The sequence below is a fragment of the Croceicoccus sp. YJ47 genome, from assembly GCF_016745095.1.
GTDB lineage: Bacteria > Pseudomonadota > Alphaproteobacteria > Sphingomonadales > Sphingomonadaceae > Croceicoccus.
The window spans coordinates 2319997-2336431 of record NZ_CP067087.1 but is presented as its reverse complement, the minus strand read 5'-3'; the positions used below and the strand labels follow the sequence as shown (position 1 = coordinate 2336431).

Genomic DNA, 16435 nt, shown 5'->3' with positions numbered 1-16435 from the left:
CATCGATTGCGATGCGCGCCCCTTTTTCATGAGCCGTCGGTCATGTCACCGGCGATCAGAAATCGATCCCCAGCGTCAGGCCATACGTGCGCGGCTCGCGGGCCGAGGCGAAGGAGAACAGCCCCGCCACGGTGAACGCCGCCGTCGTGCCCCGGTCATCGAGCAGGTTGCGGCCGAATGCGCTGATATAGGCTTCGGTATTGCCCATCATGAAATTCGCGGTCAGCGTCGCGTCGAGCAGGTTCTGCGTATCGGTGCGCACGCGCGGGTCGTTGCCGTTGACGATGACCGGCCCGTTGACGAGATCGCCGGTGAGCGGGCCGAGCGAGATCTGCTGATCGTACTTGCCGATATAGCGGTAGCCGAGCGTGCCGACCAGCTCGCCGAAGGAGACAGGCTGCATGTATTGCGCGCCGATCGAGGCGGTGACATCCGGGCTGTAGATCGGGTCGTTCGCGGTATAGTCGAAGGGCAGCAGCAGCCCGCCCACCACGTTGCCCGCGGTGAAATCGTCGAACTGCGCGTCGAGCACGCCCAGCGTCGCATTCAGGCGCAGATTGGTGACCGGACGCCATGTCGCATCGGCCTCGATCCCCTTGATCGTGGCGGAGCCGACATTGTTGGTGATGGTCTGGTTGCCGGTCGGCCCGCCCGGAATGGTCGTGTTCTGCTGCAGCCCGTCATATTTCGAGAGGAAGCCCGCGACATTGAATTGCAGCATGCCGCCCAAGAGGTCGAGCTTCGAGCCGACTTCGTAGCTGTCCACGACCTCGGGATCGTACGGGGTGCCTGCCGTTTCCGCCGTGGCGGCACGCGGGCTGAACCCGCCGGAGCGGAACCCGCGCGACCAGCTGGCATAGAGCAGCGTGTCGGGATTGGGGCGCCAGTCGACGCCGACCTTGGGCGTGAACTTGCTGAAACTCGCATCGCCTTCGCCGACGAGGCCGAGTTGCGCAAAGCTGTTGCGCAGGGTCTTTTCATCGCGGGTCCAGCGCCCGCCGAAGGACAGGCGCAGGTTTTCCGCAAAGGCCCAGTTGAAATCGCCGAACACCGCATAGCTTTGCGTCGTGCCGACGACGTTCTGCGGATTGGCATCGAATTCGCGCGGGGGGACATCGGGCGCAAAGCCGAAGACGCGGGTGAATTGCAGCAGGTCGAAATCGGAATTGAAGTAGAACCCGCCCACGACATAGTCGAACCCGTCGAAAAGATCGCCCGCGGCGCGCAATTCCTGGCTGAATTGCTGATATTTCTGAAGACGCTGCGTGTAGTAGAGGTCGACCGGGGTGGAATCGAAATCCTGCGTCTGGTTCTCGCTGGTCTTGCGCCAGCCGGTGACCGAGGTCAGCCGGACCGGCCCTGTATCCCAGTTCATTTCGGCAGTTAGCGCCGGCGCGCTATACGTCCCGCTCGCCGGCTGTCCGAACACGGTGTACAGGTCGGTCGTGGTGTTGCGGTTGCACAATTCGGGTGCAGCAAAACCGCAGAAAAGCTCGCCATCGTTGGTGATGACGGAGTTGACGACGTCGAAATCCTGCTCCTGCTTTTCCACGGTCAGCAGGAGGTCGAAATCGGTGGACGGTTCGACCGCGATGGCCACGCCGTAATTCTTGTTCTCGGACCCGCCGCGCCGCTCGCCCGTGGCGCCGTCGCGATAGAAGCCGTCGCTTTCGTTATAGAAGAAGAACGGCTTGATCCCGATGACATCGCCAATGCCGAAATTGGCGACGGCCCGACCGCTATAGGTGCCGAAACGCGCCGCCGAAATTTCCGCCTTCAGCCCGGTTTCGAAGGTCGGACGCGAACGGCGGATGTTGATGACGCCGCCGATGGTGTTGCGCCCGAACAAGGTGCCCTGCGGCCCGCGCAGCACCTCGATCTGCTCGATATCGAAGAAGTCGAGCAGCTGTCCGGTATTGGTGCCGAGGAACACGCCGTCGATGACGACGCCGACGGTCGGCTCCTGCGATTTTTCGACGTCGGCGTAGGTGAGGCCGCGGATGGAGAGGTTTGCGGCCGCCGCGCCCGAATTCTGCTGCGTGATGAGAAGGTTGGGCGCCTCGCCCTGAAGATCGCCGATGTTGAGCGAATTCTTGTTCTCCAGCATCGCGGCATTGATGGCCGTGATCGCGATCGGCGTATTCTGCAACGATTCCTCGCGGCGGCGGGCGGTCACGATGATCTGGTTGGCATTGGTGGATTGCGTCACGGGGCCGGCGGCAGGCGTCGGCCCTTCGGGATCGGGAACGATGTCCGTATCCTCGTTCGATACCTGCGCATGGGCGGCCTGTGCGATGAACATGGCGGAACCGGCAAGTGCCGCGGCGGCGAGCGCGCGCGAATAGGCTTTTTTCAAGGTCTTCCTCCCCAGGAAATTTGGTCCAGGCTTTCTTTCTCATGAAGCCTTGGCCGCACTACTTTGCGCACGAAGATTAGAATTGCGTTACTGCTCTTTTTATCAGGTGTGTCCGCCGCACCAATTTCCGACATTCCTGCACAATAGGGAGTTGATGCATGACCGAAAATCGCCGTTTCCTGCTCCGCCGCCGGCCCGATGGCGACCCGGTGCGCGATGATTTCGAACTGGTGAGCGCGCCGGTGCCCTCCCCTCCCCCCGGCGGTTTCGTCATGCGCAACCATTATTGCAGCATCGACCCCGCCATGCGCGGATGGATGGACGACGAGCCGAGCTACATGCCGCCCATCGCCCTCGACGATCCGGTGCGCGCGACGACGGTCGGCGTGGTCCACGCCTCCGACAATGACGATTACGCGGTCGGCCAATGGGTGATGGGTCTCAACGCGATCGAGGAATATTCCGTCGTCACGCCCGGCCATTTCACCGCGCCTGTCGATGTCGAGGCGGTGGATTCGCCCACCCGTTTCCTGACCGCGATGGGGGCGGTATCGCTCACCGCCTATTTCGGCATGACCGACGTGGCAAAGCCGAAGGCGGGCGAGACATTGTGCGTGACAGGCGCCGCAGGGGCGGTCGGCTCCGTCGTCGGGCAGATCGGCAAGATCCACGGATGCCGCGTGATCGGAATCGCCGGGGGTGCGGAAAAATGCCGCCGCCTGACCGAGGATTACAGCTTCGACGTCGCGATCGACTATCGCGGAAAAGACATCGAGGAATTGCGCGCCGAAATCGCGCAGGCCGCACCCGATGGCCTCGACATGGTGTTCGAGAATGTCGGCAGCCCCATCATGGAGGCCGAGGTCTTCAACCTCGCCACCCATGCCCGCATCGTGCTTTGCGGATTGATCAGCGAATATAACGCGGAGGAACGCGTCGGCCTGCGCAATCTGTGGCAACTCATCGTGCATCAGGCTACGATCCACGGCTTTCTCATCGCCGATTACGCGCCCCGCTTTCCCGAAGGGGGCGCAAAGATCATGGAATGGGTCCGCGAAGGAAAGCTGCGCATCGACGAGGATGTGCAGGAGGGGATCGAGAACAGCTACGACACCTTCATGCGCCTGTTCAGCGGCGCGAACGAAGGCAAGCAGATCCTGAAACTCCCATGACGCAGACGCAGCGCCTGCACGGTCGCCGCGCGATCGTTACCGGCGCGGGGTCGGGCATCGGCGCCGCGGTCGCGGCCCGCCTGCGCCGTGACGGGGCGGCGGTTTTTACCGCCGATCGTGCCGGCGATGTCGACCGGACCGGCGACCTCACCGAAGAGGGCGCGAACACAGCGCTCGTGCGCGACGCGGCGGAGCGGCTGGGCGGGATCGACATACTGGTGCCATGCGCGGGGATTTCGGCGTTCTGCCCGCTCGACGGACATGACGACGATTATTTCCGCGCGGTATTCGAGGTGAACGTGATGGCGGTCTTTCGCCTCATTCGCGATGCGCTGCCCTTCCTCAAACAATCGCGTGCGGGGCGTATCGTGACCATCGGGTCCACCACCTCGACCTTCGGGGACGAGGGGCTGGCCGCCTATGCCGCGTCGAAACACGCGGTCCTGGGGCTGACGAAATCGGTCGCGGCGGAGCTTGGCCCCCACGGCATCACCGCCAATTGCGTGCAGCCCGGCGCCATCGACACGCCGATGACGGCGCCGGCCTTTACGGACATGCCGGAATATCGCACCTTCTGGGAAAACAAGGCACCGCTGCGCTAGCTCGGACAGCCCGAGGACATCGCCGATGTCGTGGCGTTCCTGTGCAGCGACGACGCCCGCTTCATGACCGGCCACGGCCATTTCGTCGACGGCGGCGCCATGGTGCGGCATTGAAACGCTGCGCATGGAAATGGGAACCCGCGCGAACGAACGACAATAATAACAACGACGAGGGATGACGATGCCGAGATTACAGGGAAAACGCGCGCTGATCCTCGGCGCGAGCAGCACCGGCAACATGGGGCAGGTCATGGCCCGCCGCTTCATGGAGGAGGGAGCAAGCGTGCTCGTCTCCGGGCGCAAGGAGGAGCCGTTACGCCAATTCGCGCAGGAAACCGGCTGCGATTACGCCACCTGCGACCTGACGCAGGAGGACAGCGTCAATGCCCTTGCCGATACGGCGGCAGAGGCGATGGGCGGCATCGACATCGCGATCAACGCGACCGGATGGGGCCTGCTCACCCCGTTCCTCGACAATACGCGGCAGCAGCTGGAGGACATGGCTGCGCTGCAATTCACCGGCCCGTTTCAGTTTTACCAGGCGATGCTGCGCAAGATGGCGAAATCGCACGGCGGATCGGGCGGCTCGATCATTCAGATCAGCTCCGCCACGGCCAGCATCATGCTGTGGGATCATTCGGCCTACATGGGCACCAAGGCCGCCACGGATCAGGTCATCCGGTGCATCGCCAATGAATTCGGGCACGACGGCATCCGCGCCAATTCCATCGCCCCCGGCCTGACCGAAACCCCGATGACGTCCGGCGCCGCCGAGGTTCCGGGCATTTACGAGGCATTCGTGCCGGGCTACCCGCTCGGCCGTTACGGGACGAGCGAGGACATCGCCGCCGCCGCCGTGTTCCTCGCCAGCGACGAATGCTTCATGACAGGCGAGGTGTTGCAGGTGAACGGCGGCCTGCGCCTGCGCGGAAATCCGTCAAAGGCGGATATCGCGGCCAGCATCAAGCGGCACGCCGGCGATTGATCGCGGCCGCTCAGCGCGGGGCGATATAGCCAAGCTGCGTCGCCTTGAACAAGGCCTGCCCCCGGTTCACGGCGTCGAGCTTGTCGCTCGCGTTCTTCATGTGAAAGCGCACCGTGGCGCGGCTGCGTTCGAGGATCATGCCGATTTCGGTATCGGTCTTGCCGATCGCGGCCCAGTGCAGGCATTCCACCTCCCGCTTGGTCAGTTGCGGGGCGATGGGCACCTCGCGGCTGTCGCACATGGCGTGGACATAGCCGACCATGAACAGCCGCGCGAGCAGGCCGAGCACGGTGCCGTTGCGCGCGAAATCCTCCGACAGGTCGAGCTTCGTCCGGTCATGCGGGATGAAGCTTGCCGCGCCGATCTGCCCGAACGGCATGTGGGTCGGCACCACGATCGCCGCCGGGGTCAGCCCGCGCTTCACGAAATCCCGGCAATCGAGCGAGGCCAGCATCGGGTTGGGCACGATGGTCCGGAACCCTTCCTCGTTGCACCAGAACGGCTCGCTTTCATACCGGCACGCGGTCGGCAATGGCGAATCCAGCGCAAGTTGCGGCGTGCGCCACCAGCGGTCCTGATCATCGTCGGTCCATCCGAACACATCGGTGGCAAGGCACCGGCCCTCGGCATCGTTCATCTGTTCGCGGATGGCGATATTGTGGCAGACGGCGACCCGGTATTCGCCCAGCTCATGCGAAATATCGCGCAGGTTTTCGGCCGCGCCGCGCACATCGGCGGGTTCACGAATCGTGACCTTTTCCAGAAACTTGTCGAAACGTGCCATGGGTTTTCATCCTCTCGCGCGCGTTCAACGCGTCATCGAGAGCAATAGCCTCAACTGCCTGGCTTTCGTCAACCTTTGTCCGCCGTGCCACCGCGGCATGCGGCAGTTATGCGTTCAGCTTTCAAGCTTTTCGCGAATATCGGCGCGCAGCATGTCCTTGCGGATCTTGCCACTGGCCGTGCGCGGATAATCCTCGACGAATTCGAAGCGTTCGGGGGTTTTCTGTTTCGCAAGGCCGCTGGCCTGCACATGGCGGCAGAGCGCCTCGACACTGGCGGGGGCTCCTGCGGAAATGATATAGGCGCACACCCCCTCGCCCAGCCGTTCGTGCGGCATGGCAACGACGCTCGCATCGCGGACCTGCGGATGGGTGCGCAACACGTCCTCGATCTCCACCGCGCTGATATTCTCGCCGCCGCGGATGATGAGGTCCTTCTTGCGCCCGGTTATGGTGATCGCGCCGTTGGGTGCAAGATTGCCGAGGTCGCCGGTCTGAAAATATCCGTCGCGGGTGATGGCCGCCGCGGTCTGGTCCGCATCGGCATAGCCCAGCATCATCGACGCGCCCCGCGCGAGGATTTCACCCTCGGTCCCCGGCGCCACGTCATTGCCGGCCTCGTCCACGACGCGCACCTCATAGGTCACGACCTGCCCGTCGGTCGTCGCGGCGAGCGTCTCGTCCTGCGGCCAGCCATAGGTGACGAGCGGAACCTCCGATGCGCCGAACACGCGAAACGCATTGAGATTGGAAAAGGCCTCGTGCGCGGAGGGGATAAGATCGGGCGGCACCGCCGCACCGCCGCATGCGAACCATCGCATCGTCGGCAGGCGGGTGCCGGCATCGCGCGCCGCATCGGCCAGCTCCACGAGGAAAGGCGTCGCCGCAACGGTGCCGGTGACGCCATGCTCCTCGATGAGCGAAAGCGCGTGGGCAGCGTCCCATGCCTCCATCAATATGACACAGGTGCCCGACACCAGCGGACTTTCCAGCCCGTTGGCATAGCCCGATATATGCGTGACCGGCGATGGCATGATGATCGCATCGCCCACCGCCACGCCCCAATGCTCGTAACTCGTGCGCAGGATATGCTCGACCGTGTTGTGGCTGTGCAGGACACCCTTGGGCAGGCCGGTGGTGCCGGAGGTGTAGAGCACCATCTTCACCCCGTTCGGATCGACGGGCGCGCGTTCCTGCGGCATGGCGCGCCCTTCGTCGAGCAGCGTCGCATAATCGTCGGCCCCGGCCCCGCGCATGGTGAAGGCGAAATCCAGGTCCGGCAATTCGTCGCGCAGGCGCAGCGCCATCTGCGCAAAATCGAAGCGGCGAAACTCAGTGCAGGTAAAGATCGCGCGCGCGCCGCAATCGCGCAGCATCTGCCGCACCTCCGCATCGCGGTAGATCGGCACGATCGGGTTCACGACAAACCCCGCGATCGCGCAGGCGAGGTTGAGCACGCCCGCCTCGTGCCAGTTGGGCACCTGGAACGCGACGACGTCGCCCGCCCGCAACCCGCGCGCGCGCATCGCGGCGGCGAGCGCATGCGCATCGGCCAGCCATTCGCGCCGGGTCAGCGCGCGCATATCGTCGATCAGCGCCGCGAATTCGGGGTCCTCGCCCGCGCGCTGCTCGGCCAGATCGGCGATGGTGAGGCCGCGCCACGCATCGGCAAAGGGGCGCAGATGTTCGGGCGGCACCTGCATCCAGTCCCACGGTTTCCCGCTCGCCTGCGCCTCGCCCGCGGGTCGTGCGGCAATGGCCGGCTGTCTCGTGTCGCTCGTCTTCATCCGCGTCTCTCCCGGTGCGGCGCATGGTTGCCGCGGCGTCTTCGCTGCGTGATCTGCCATGCCCGGCACCCTTGTTCCATTGACGAAAAGGCGAGGCACCTGTGACCTTTCGCAGTTATTGCAAGGCCCGCGATCTGGTAGGTTAACCGCAAAACAAGCACATCATAAGACGCGGCAACGCATGCGGAGAGGCGCAGCACATGGAATATATCGATCGCAAGAAGAAGCTGGGCGAAGTGGTAAGCATCATGATGGATTACGTCGAGAACAAGAAGACCCATCAGACCGAAAAGACGATGACCGTCCCCACCCGCTCCTATACCGACCCGGCACAGTTCGAGGCGGAGATGGAGCGCATTTTCACGAAGGTCCCGCTCATGCTGGCCTTCACCGCCGAATTGCCGAACAACGGCGATTACAAGGCCATGGAAGCGGTCGGCATGCCGATCCTCATCAATCGGGACAAGAAGGGGCAGGTCCGCGCGTTCCTCAACGTGTGTTCGCACCGCGGCGCGCCGGTGGCGGAGGAAGGGCACGGCAATTGCCCGGTCTTCGTGTGCAAGTATCACGCATGGTCGTTCGGACAGGACGGCCGCCTCATGGGCGTCGCCGAGCAAAGCACCTTTGGCAAGGTCGACAAGGCCGAGCGCGGCCTGAAGCAGCTGCCGTGCGAGGAACGCGGCGGCATGATTTTCGTCTGCCTCGATCCCGAGGGCGCGATCGACCTCGACGAATATTTTCAAGGCTATCTCGGCGATTTCGAGGATCTGGATTTCGCGGACTGGCATTATGTCGGGAGCCGCACCATCCATGGCGCAAACTGGAAAATCGCGTTCGACGGCTATCTCGAGGGGTATCATTTCTCCTCGCTCCACCCCGAAACGATCCACCCGCGCACGCCGTCCAACTGCATGCATTACGAAGGGTTCGGGCCGAGCATGCGGATCGGTTTCCCGCAGCATGAGATCAAGAACCTGCTCAAGGACGTACCGAAGGAAGAATGGGGCACGCGCGAGAATTACGGCTATGATTTCGTGCGCATCCTGTTTCCCAACGTGTCCATCTTCGTCGCCCCGGAAATCACGCAGGTGGCACAGCTTTTCCCCGGACCGACGCCGGACAAGAACCGTACCGTATTGAACTACCTGCGCCGCGACCCGCCCAGGGACGAGGAAGATGCACAGGCGCTGGAGCAATTTTGCGATTTCTTCCGCAACGTAACGTACGAAGAGGATTACGTGATCGGCATGGAGATTCAGAAAGGCCTCGAAAGCGGCGCGCACGAGGCGCTGATCTTCGGCAAGAACGAGCGCGGGAACCAGTATTTCCACGAATGGCTGAACTGGTACGTCGCGGGCGACGACACCGCGCCCAAGCCGGAGATGTAAGCGGCCATGGCCATCACCCTGATGTCGATCTTCCGGCGCCGGGCGGGCATGAGCCACGCCGCATTCGTCGATTATTACGAAACGGTCCACCGGCTGATCGGCGAGGAGGTGCTCGCCGGATATGCTACGCGCTATGTCCGGCGCTTCACCACCCCGCTCGACGGGGAGGAGCGCGGCGACGAGGTCGATGTCGTGCTGGAAATCGACTTTCCCACGCAGGAGAGGATGGATGCGTTCTTCGCCTCGGTGCAGGATCCGAAGATCGCCGCCATGATCGCGGACGATGAGAAGAACCTCTTCGATTCCCCCACCATGCGCAGCTATCTGCTCGACGAACGCAAATCCGACATGCCGCCCGTGCCATAGCCCCTGCGACGGGCGAAATGCAGCGGGCGGCACATCGGGCGCGTCGGCCTATGCCGTGTCCGACGCCATGTGCATCACGCGATAGGTGCGACGGGTAAAGACCCATCGCCCGTCGATCCGCGCCATCTCGTCATCGTAACGGCCGCGCACGCGCACGTCCCGCCCGCTTTCGGGATCCTGGAATATTTCCGAGGTGAAGCTGTGGCCGCGCGCCATGTCGCCATCGACGGTGATGCTGCCGGGCGTGGTGACGTAGATCATCGGTTTGGTGCAATTGTCGAGGCCGTAGATGTCCATCGATTTCACCCACGCCTCCACGATTGCATCGCGCCCATCGAACCCGTCGAGATCGGGAAACTCCGGCAGCGCCCAATACGCATCCTCGGCCCAGCATGCGCCCCAGCTTTGCGCGTCCTTCTCCATCACGCCGTTCGAATAGGTTTCAAGCAGTTCGCGAATGGCGAGCCTGTCCTCGACCGGTCCTGTGAATGCCATGTGCGTGTCGTCCCCTACCAGGCGTGCTTTTCGCCGTTCCATTTGAAGAATTCGCCGCTGTCTTCCATGGACAGCCCGTCGGCGAGCGCCACGATACCGGATGCGCTTTCCTCGACCGTGATCTCGGCCTGCTCCCCGCCCATGTCGGTCTGAACCCAGCCGGGATGCAGCAGGGCGATGATGATGCCCTTGTCCTTCACGTCCTTCGCCACGCCGCGCATCACGCCATTCAATGCCGACTTGCACGCGACATAGGCATACATGCCGCCCATCGGCCAGGTCGACGCGGCGAGCTGGCTTGAGAACGGCACGACTTTCGTGCCTTCGTGCATGCGGGGCAGGAACGCCTTGAATATGGCGAGCGGCCCCTTGACCATGATGTCGATCGCGCTGTCCCACCCGTCCCAGTCGATCGGCGTGGCGAGTTCGGCATTGAGCGGCCCCGTCACCCCCGCCACGATATAAAGGAGGTCCACCGACCCGTCCCCGGTCGCGGCCACGGCGCCGTCGATCCGGTCGAGATCGCCCGCATCCAGTTCGTGCAGCGACACATTGTCATGCGCGTCCGCCAACGCAGCGAGCGCATCCTGCGTCCCGATATTGCGGTTCATGGCAAAGACCGTGTCCCCGCGTTCCGCATGGCGGCGCACGAGTTCCAGCCCGATCCCGCGCGAGCAGCCGGCGATATAGACATTGGCCATTACGGTTTCCTCCCCTCGATCCAGTCATTGAGCACTTCGTGAAAAAAGCGGACGCGCGTTTCCTGATCGGACAGATAGGCGTCGTCATATCCGCGCGAATGCATGCCGGCCTGCATGTTCTCGGCCAGTTCCATATCCTGATAAACGATCTGCCCGGCGAGTTCGGGGACGCCCTTGCCGCGGTCGAATTCGCGATGTTCGCATGTCATCGCCTCGCGCAGCGGCTTTGGCCCCGCCATGATCGATTCCACCTCGTCCTGCCCCTCCACCGGAAAGGCCATGCACCACAGGTCGAACCAGCATTTTTCGGGCTCGTCCTTCACAGGTTCGGAGCGGAAGAAAATCAGATTGTCGGGCAGGAAGCTGATGGTGACATTGGGGAAGATCACCGTGTGCGGACTGTCGGTAATCTCCTCGTCGTTCATCTTTTCATAATGGACGTAGCCCCGCTCCTTCCAGAGCGCCTGCTTCGCCGCTTTGAGATCCTTCCACCCCTTGAGCGCAAAATGCTCGTAGCTGTCGTATGCGTCGGGATCGATGTCCCACGCCGACAGGATATGGCGGAACATGTGATCCACGCCTTCGGGCGGACGGTCGGACAGCGACGGGCGCATCGGCTGCACCGTGCGGCCATGGCCCGCCGGCCACATTTCGTGCCGCCCGCTGTCGACGTCCTGATCGATCCACGGCGGCACCTGCGGATGGGCGGTGCGGGTGTGGTAGCTTTCACTGAAATTATCGGTCACGAATTTCCAGTTGGCATCGACCTTGATCCGGTACCACGCCACGCGCACGGCGGTCTCCATCGGGTAATTGCGATAGAGCGCGGGCATCGGCGCCAGATAATCGCGCAAGCTCGGCCCATCGTCGTCCATCGTATACCACACGAACCCGCCCCATTGGTCGCAGCGCAGCTCCTTTAACGACAACGCGCCGCACGGATTGCCTTGCGAGAAATCGACCTCGGCATCCTGCGCCGACTGAAGCACCCCGTCCTTCCCCCAGCGCCAGCCGTGATACGGGCAGGTGATCGCCTCCATCGAGGAGGTTTCATCGACCATGCGCATCCCGCGATGGCCGCAGGAATTGTAGAATGCGCGCACTGCGCCATCGTCCTGACGGATGCAGATGACGCTCTCGTGCAGGAAATTATGGACGAGGAAATCGCCCGGCTCGGGAATTTCGGCGAGGCGTCCGGCCACGTGCCAGATCTTCGTCCACAAGCCGTCCCATTCCTTCTGCGCGAACGCGCGCGAAAAATAACGATCGCCCGTAATCTTGTCGCCGCGCAGGTTGGACGGATCGCGGCCGTCCATCGGCGGCGGGACATGCGCCTGCTCAGTCATCGGAGGTTCCTCTCGCTCATTTTATCGGCGCAGTGTCGCAAAGCGGGCGAGGCTGTGAAACTATCCCTTCTCACAGTAAATCCGGCAGCTCTGCCTGTTTTCCGCGCAGGCCGCCGTGCACGCGCCGCACGATCTCGATGAGCAGGGCGCGCTGCTCGCGGGTGCGCGCCTCGCCCACGACCGGTTCGTGGAGCAACATGCCGAGACAGGCCGATTGCACGATGTCGTTGGTCAACCGCATCTGTTCATGAATGTGCGACCAGTTGGGAAAGCTGTGCACCATCTCGTCATTCCAGATCGCGTCGAACCGCTTTGCCGCGGGAATGAACACCGAACGCAGCGCGGTGTCGCTACGCGCCGCGAGCGCAAGTTCGAGATAGGCGGCATATTCGTCGCTCTGCACGCTGCGCCAGTACAGCTCGGTCGCGATGGCCAGCGCGCTTTCCTTGGGCAGGGCGGCGATATCGCGCAGATATTCATCGAGAAAATGGCGCATCCGGCGATAGAGGACATGATCGACAAGCGCAGCGATCAATTCGTCCCGATTGGCGAAATGATGGTGCATGGCCCCGCGTGAAATGCCCGCGTCCTGCGTGATCCGCACCGTGGTGAGCCGGGCATAGCCGCCCTCCACCAGAATCATCATCGCCGCGTCGAGAATACCCTGCCGCGTCTGCGAACTCTTCACCTGTTGCCAGCGCTGCGCATCCTGCGTGCCCGCGCCGGGCCGGATGGAATCGAGAAGCTGTTTGCGGCGCGCGGCCATGATCGGTCTCCGCCAGGGGTGGGGCGGATCGCGCCCGCCTATTCAAAACCCCAGTATGAAGCGCGGCGCCTCGCTGTCTACAAAAACCGGCAGTATGGACGGTTTCCTTAAAAGCCGCCGCAATTTGTCGAGATTCGGGCGCGGCCCCGCGCCCGGCGGGAGAGAGAGATGAGCTGTATGTCGAACATGGCCCGGCCGGCATGCGTCCCGCCGCGCCGCCGCGCGGGAACGGACGGGCGGCTGGCGTGAGCATGCAGGCGCACGATGCCTCCACACTGATCGCGCGGGCTGAAATCGGCAATGCGCTGGCCCTGCATTCGCGCGGGGTGGACCGGGCGGATGCGGCCTTGATCGCGGCGTCCTATCACGATGACGCGACGGTCGATTACGGCTTCTTCGACGGCGCGGCGGTCGATCTTGCCCGCATTCTCGCCGATGCGCAGAAGGACACGCCGCCCACCATGCACCGGACCGGGCACTGCTGGATCGCGGTGGACGGCGACCGGGCGGTGTCGGAAAGCTATGTCGTCGCCTATGCGGAGGACGCGGTGCAGCGGCTCATTTTCGGGCGCTATCTCGACCGGCACGAACGGCGGGATGGGCAATGGCGGATCGCGCATCGCCGCTATGTGATGGCGGGCAACATGAACGCCCCCTCCACCGTTTCGCGCCCCGACGCCATGCCCGATCTCGCCGGTTTCGGCGCCCATGGGGCCAAGCGCGCATCGGACCCGGGGCGCGCCATTCTCAACCATTTTGCCGGCACGATGCGGCGCGAAGGACAGGCCATGACCAACGGCGACACCGACCAACACGATGCGCGGCTCGACGCGGCGCTGTCGCGGGCGGAAATCTACGATCTCAGCATGGCCTATTGCCGCGGGGTGGACCGGGCGGACGAGGATCTCATCAATTCGATCTTCCTTCCCGGCGCAACTGTGTCGCTCCAGATCACCAATGGCACGGCGCAGCAATTTGCCGAGGATGTGTGCGCCCTGGTCAAGAACGGCCCCGAGGTCGTGTTCCATTCGATTGCCAACGAATGGGTGGAGGTCGCAGGCGACCACGGCGTCGGCGAGCTTTACGTCATTGCCGCGATGATCGTCGACGGTCAGGAAATGCTGACCGGCGGGCGCTATCTCGACCGGTACGAACGGCGCGAGGGGCGCTGGTACATTGCGGAGCGGGCGTTCGTCACCGACTGGAACTCCGCCCGGCCCACCACGATGGAGCGCGACGGGCTTTACGAATCCCTGCCGCTCGACGGGCGGACGGATCGTTCGGACCCGGTCTATGCGCTTTGGGCCTCGCTGGAGGAGGGGCGATGAGCGACGCCCGGCACGAGGGCGGATGCCTGTGCGGGGCGGTGCGCTATTCCGTGGCGTGGCCGCTGATGCAGGCGGTCACGTGTTCCTGCGTCAATTGTCAGAAACAGTCGGGCGCGCCGCTCTCGCTCGTCGGGGTGACGGGCCGCGACGACCTGCATCTGACCGGTGAATTGAAGACCTATGTCGATACCGCGCAAAGCGGCAATGCGGTGCGGCGGCTGTTCTGTCCCACCTGCGGCTCGCCCGTGCTGACCGATACGGATGCGGCGGAGGATGCGGGTATCATCTTCATCAAGGGCGGCACGCTCGACGATGCGGCCGCGTTGACGCCGAGCGCGCATTGCTGGACCCGCAGCGCGCACGAATGGCTGCAATTTCCCGAAGGCGACACCGTGATGCAGATGCAGGAGGGGTTGTGACGAGCACACTCGATATCGAGGCGGAGCTGCGCGAAATTCTCGCCCGCCGTGCCATCGCGGATGCCGGCTTTCGCTATACCCGCGGGCTGGACCGGATCGACCGCGCCATGCTCCTGTCCGCCTTTCACGAGGATGCCTTCGTCGATTGCGGGCTGATGCAAGGCGGGCCGGGTGCCTTTGCCGATTTTGCGCTGGGCTTTCTCGGCGACATGCACCGCACCCACCATCAGCTCGGCCAGCAGCATGTCGCCATGCAATTGCCGTCCCATGCCTCGGGCGAAACCTATTTTCAGGCGTATCACGACATCACCGACGAACAGGGGCAGAAACGCGACCTGTTCATCGCCGGGCGTTATGTCGACGAATATACCTCCCGCGATGGTCAGTGGAAGATCGCCGCCCGCACGCTTATAACCGACTGGGTTACCGACACGCCCGGAAATCGCGCCTTTTTCGAAGACAATCCGGAGGCCCCCTCCGGACAGCGCGATGGGCGGGATTTTTCGGACCGCCGCGACTGGCCGCAAACGGTCCGCGCAACATTGACAAGACAGAGGATGAATCCATGAACGTACAGGCCGGCGCCGCCCGCTATTCCCCCGATTTCGATCAGCCCGTCCGCGGCGACAGGATCACCGCGGACCGCTACACCTCCCGCGAATGGATGGAGGGCGAGTATGACAAGCTGTGGCCCCATGTGTGGCACCTCGGCGGGGTGATCGCCGATCTTGAGGAAGAAGGCGACATCGTGCGCCACAATTTCGGGCGCGAGAGCGTCATCATGGTCAAGCAGGCCGACGGCTCGGTCAAGGCGTTCTACAACGCCTGCCCGCACCGCGGGAACCGGCTTATCCTCGGCGATGTTGCGTCGAGCGATCGGATCACCTGCGGCTATCACGGGTGGCAATTCGATACCGAAGGCACGCTCGTCAACGTGCAGGATCCGGACGATTTTCCCGGCGGCAACCCATGCGGCAAGGTGCATCTGAAAGAGCTGCGCTGCGAGACGTGGGGTCCGTTCGTGTTCTGGAACATGGACCTCGATGCGAAACCGCTGCTCGAATGGCTGACGCCTTATCCCGAACGGCTCGAAGGGTACGGGCTCGAAAACTGGATCCGGGTGTTTGCCGTGTCGGCAGAGGCGGAGTTCAACTGGAAGATCATCCGCGACAATTTCAACGAAAGCTACCACCTGCCCACGATCCACCCCGAACTGGCGACCTTCATCAATGACGGCCTGCCCAGCACGGTGTTCGAGATGTATGAAAACGGCCACAACGCGATGTGGATGGTCGGCCACCAGGCGACCACGCGGGAGGATTACCATTCGGGCGAAGTGCCCGAAACGCTGGGCCAGGTGGCCGAGGCATGGGGCATCCGGGTGGAGGATTACCACGGCCGCACCGGTGACCTGCGCGAGGCGGTCATCAAGGCGAAGCGCGAAAAAGGCCCGGAACGCGGATATTCCAATTACGACAAGATGAGCGATCAGCAGCTGGTCGATTATTTCCACTGCACGCTCTGGCCCAATCTCACCATCACCATGTCGCCGGAACAGTGCCAGATCCTGCGCACCGAACCGCACCCGACCGACCCTGCCAAATGCGTGTTCCAGCACTGGTGCCTCTACCCCCCGGTCAAGGGGATGAAGGAGGTGGAAACGCCGGTCGGCACGCTCCCCCTGCGGCACGATGCGCTGGTGCGGCACGGCTATTACGGCGATGGCAACACGCTCGGCTTCGTCGCGGATCAGGACCTGTCGATCGGCACGTCGCAGCAGCAGGGCCTCAATTCGCGCGGTTTTGACGGGTGCATCCTCACCCATCAGGAAAAGCGGATCCAGCGGTTCCACGAATTGCTGAACGATGTGGTGCTGGGCGGTCCGCCGAAGGATTGACCCGGCGCACAGGTCGCCAAAACGCGAAAAGCCCCGCCGGGTTAA

The 16435-nt window shown here is 63.4% G+C and carries 15 protein-coding genes and 1 pseudogene; 9 read left to right on the top strand and 7 right to left on the bottom strand.

Annotated features, from left to right (window positions below; all coding sequences use genetic code 11):
• Positions 1-55: 55 nt before the first annotated feature.
• Positions 56-2356, bottom strand: a complete 2301-nt coding sequence (locus JD971_RS11420; RefSeq protein WP_371809641.1) for a TonB-dependent receptor — start codon at positions 2354-2356, stop codon at positions 56-58.
• A 158-nt stretch (positions 2357-2514) separates the two neighbouring features.
• Between JD971_RS11420 and JD971_RS11415 the strand changes: the two genes are divergently transcribed.
• The 3 genes and pseudogenes from JD971_RS11415 (at position 2515) to JD971_RS11405 (ending at position 5115) form a co-directional block, all read left to right on the top strand.
• Positions 2515-3528, top strand: coding sequence for an NADP-dependent oxidoreductase (locus JD971_RS11415; RefSeq protein WP_202083507.1), 1014 nt, complete (start codon positions 2515-2517; stop codon positions 3526-3528).
• A pseudogene (locus JD971_RS11410) lies at positions 3525-4244 on the top strand (SDR family NAD(P)-dependent oxidoreductase). The gene JD971_RS11415 and the pseudogene JD971_RS11410 overlap by 4 nt, the downstream one beginning before the upstream one ends.
• A gap of 67 nt (positions 4245-4311) precedes the next feature.
• Complete coding sequence (locus JD971_RS11405) at positions 4312-5115, top strand: SDR family NAD(P)-dependent oxidoreductase (protein ID WP_202083505.1); 804 nt, start codon at positions 4312-4314, stop codon at positions 5113-5115.
• A gap of 10 nt (positions 5116-5125) precedes the next feature.
• On the opposite strand, the gene JD971_RS11400 is transcribed toward JD971_RS11405, so the two are convergent.
• On the bottom strand, positions 5126-5899 hold the full coding sequence (locus tag JD971_RS11400) for a LuxR C-terminal-related transcriptional regulator (RefSeq protein ID WP_202083501.1): 774 nt from the start codon (positions 5897-5899) through the stop codon (positions 5126-5128).
• Between the two features lie 114 nt (positions 5900-6013).
• Positions 6014-7744 carry an AMP-binding protein gene (locus JD971_RS11395; protein ID WP_236672068.1) on the bottom strand — a complete coding sequence of 577 codons (1731 nt, stop codon included), beginning with the start codon at positions 7742-7744 and terminating at the stop codon, positions 6014-6016.
• Between the two features lie 140 nt (positions 7745-7884).
• On the opposite strand from JD971_RS11395, the gene JD971_RS11390 reads away from it, so the two are divergent.
• Together JD971_RS11390 and JD971_RS11385 are read left to right on the top strand one after the other, a co-directional pair.
• Entirely contained in the window at positions 7885-9072 is a 1188-nt protein-coding gene (locus tag JD971_RS11390; RefSeq protein WP_202083499.1) for an aromatic ring-hydroxylating dioxygenase subunit alpha, read from the top strand.
• A 6-nt stretch (positions 9073-9078) separates the two neighbouring features.
• Positions 9079-9438, top strand: a complete 360-nt coding sequence (locus tag JD971_RS11385) for an EthD domain-containing protein (protein WP_202083497.1) — start codon at positions 9079-9081, stop codon at positions 9436-9438.
• 48 nt (positions 9439-9486) lie between these two features.
• On the opposite strand, the gene JD971_RS11380 is transcribed toward JD971_RS11385, so the two are convergent.
• The 4 genes from JD971_RS11380 to JD971_RS11365 all read right to left on the bottom strand — a co-directional run bounded on the left by JD971_RS11380 (position 9487) and on the right by JD971_RS11365 (position 12746).
• Positions 9487-9933 (bottom strand): nuclear transport factor 2 family protein, encoded by a 447-nt coding sequence (locus JD971_RS11380; protein WP_202083495.1) that lies wholly within the window; start codon positions 9931-9933, stop codon positions 9487-9489.
• Positions 9934-9947: 14 nt separating this feature from the next.
• Complete coding sequence (locus JD971_RS11375) at positions 9948-10634, bottom strand: SDR family NAD(P)-dependent oxidoreductase (RefSeq protein ID WP_202083493.1); 687 nt, start codon at positions 10632-10634, stop codon at positions 9948-9950.
• Complete coding sequence (locus JD971_RS11370; protein ID WP_202083491.1) at positions 10634-11980, bottom strand: SRPBCC family protein; 1347 nt, start codon at positions 11978-11980, stop codon at positions 10634-10636. The genes JD971_RS11375 and JD971_RS11370 overlap by 1 nt, the downstream gene beginning before the upstream one ends.
• 70 nt (positions 11981-12050) lie before the next feature.
• Positions 12051-12746, bottom strand: coding sequence for a TetR/AcrR family transcriptional regulator (locus JD971_RS11365; protein ID WP_202083489.1), 696 nt, complete (start codon positions 12744-12746; stop codon positions 12051-12053).
• 251 nt (positions 12747-12997) lie between these two features.
• Between JD971_RS11365 and JD971_RS11360 the strand changes: the two genes are divergently transcribed.
• Genes JD971_RS11360 through JD971_RS11345 form a run of 4 tightly spaced genes read left to right on the top strand, consistent with a single transcriptional unit; the run spans position 12998 to position 16390 of the window.
• Positions 12998-14074, top strand: coding sequence for a nuclear transport factor 2 family protein (locus JD971_RS11360; protein ID WP_202087605.1), 1077 nt, complete (start codon positions 12998-13000; stop codon positions 14072-14074).
• Entirely contained in the window at positions 14071-14493 is a 423-nt protein-coding gene (locus JD971_RS11355; RefSeq protein WP_202083487.1) for a GFA family protein, read from the top strand. Before JD971_RS11360 ends, JD971_RS11355 begins: the two co-directional genes overlap by 4 nt.
• Positions 14490-15062 carry a nuclear transport factor 2 family protein gene (locus tag JD971_RS11350; RefSeq protein WP_236672067.1) on the top strand — a complete coding sequence of 191 codons (573 nt, stop codon included), beginning with the start codon at positions 14490-14492 and terminating at the stop codon, positions 15060-15062. Before JD971_RS11355 ends, JD971_RS11350 begins: the two co-directional genes overlap by 4 nt.
• A complete protein-coding gene (locus JD971_RS11345; protein ID WP_202083481.1) occupies positions 15059-16390 on the top strand; it encodes an SRPBCC family protein in 1332 nt (443 codons plus the stop codon). The genes JD971_RS11350 and JD971_RS11345 overlap by 4 nt, the downstream gene beginning before the upstream one ends.
• Positions 16391-16435 lie beyond the last annotated feature (45 nt).